1 protein-coding gene and 1 pseudogene are annotated in these 1327 nt (G+C 79.9%); both read left to right on the top strand.

Features of this window, described 5'->3' with window-relative positions; genetic code table 11:
• Positions 1 to 454 precede the first annotated feature (454 nt).
• Positions 455 to 937, top strand: coding sequence for a Pycsar system effector family protein (locus tag GL263_RS26610; protein ID WP_182858289.1), 483 nt, complete (start codon positions 455 to 457; stop codon positions 935 to 937).
• 52 nt (positions 938 to 989) lie between these two features.
• A pseudogene (locus GL263_RS28695) lies at positions 990 to 1327 on the top strand (hypothetical protein); the annotation flags it as partial.

Below are 1327 nucleotides of genomic sequence, written 5' to 3'. Positions count from 1 at the left end.
GCCCCCCGGCGGCACCGCCCGCACCCGGCGCCCCCGCGACAGAGGGGTCCCCGCCGGGCGCCCCGCTGGCGGGGAGCGTCGGCACACCCGCCGCGGCGCGGGTCCCCGAGCCCGGCGACGGGCCGCCTGAAGCCGACGCCGTGGGAGGGGGCCGTGCCGCGTACAACGCAGCCCGCCTGCCGTCCGCGTCCGATGCCCAGCGCCACCCGACGGCAACGCCGGTGTCCGGAGGGCCCCCGACGGACGGGCCCGCGCCGGACGGCGGGCCGGTGCCGGACGCCACCGCCGTGGGGGACGCTCGGGGACGCACCTCCGCCGGAAGTCCCGAGCCCGGCGAGGGCCGGCCCGGGGACGGCGGCACGGCGGGGCGGTCGTGACAACCGTCGGTGCCGGTGCCCCCGGGGGCGGGGGGCCTTCGGCGCCGCCCGCCGGGCCTCCGGCCGACGACGCGGCCGTGGCGACCGCGCAGCGGCTGCTGGACGAGTTGCGGGGCGAGGTCGCCCGCGCGGACAGCAAGGCGTCCGTCCTGCTCGGCGCGATCGGCATGACCGTCGGCACCGTCACCAGTGTGCTGACCGGACGCTCCTGGGGCCCGGGACAGCTTGTGGTCCCCGCCCAGGTCGTGTGGTGGGCGGGCGCCGGATGCCTGCTCGTGGCCCTCGGCGCGCTGCTGATGGCCGTACTCCCCCGCTACCGGGACAGCCGCTGGCAGCCGGGCCGGCCGCTCACCTACTTCGCCGACATCCGCAAGGCCGCCGCCGCCGGCCGGCTCAGGGACGCGCTCGCCGACACCGAGCGGGCGCCGCTGGACTCGCTGGCCGCCTCGCTCGGCGAGGTGAGCCGGATCGTCGCCGAGAAGCACCGCTGGGTGCGGACCGGGCTGCTGACCTTCTGCCTCGGCGTCCCCCTGCTGTGCGTGCCGATGCTCGCGGGCTGACCCCGCCCGCGCTCTCCGAACTCCCAACCGCTCACCCGCGAGGAGCAACACCGTGAATCCCCCAGCAGAACCCCGTCCTCCCGAACGCGACGGCGCCGACCGCGAGGGCGGGCGCGACGGCGGGCGCGCGCCGCGCCGCGACGCACCGCGTCGCCCGGAAGAGGCGCCGCCCGAGTACCCGCGATCGGTCAGCCGGACCGAACGGCCGCGCTATCCCGGCTCCCCCCGGCGCCCGGACGAGGCACCGCCCCGGCGGGGCGCCGGCGACGAGGCGCCGCCCTACCCCGGTCCGCCGCGGTACCCGCTCGACGACGACGTCCGGCACCGGCCGCACACCGGCGGCGCCGGGCTGCCCGGGGCGCCCGCACAGCCGTACGGGACGCCCTACCC

Origin of the sequence: Streptomyces durbertensis, assembly GCF_014156695.1 — a bacterium.
Lineage (GTDB): Bacteria > Actinomycetota > Actinomycetes > Streptomycetales > Streptomycetaceae > Streptomyces > Streptomyces durbertensis.
This window is presented reverse-complemented; position numbering and strand designations above follow the sequence as displayed.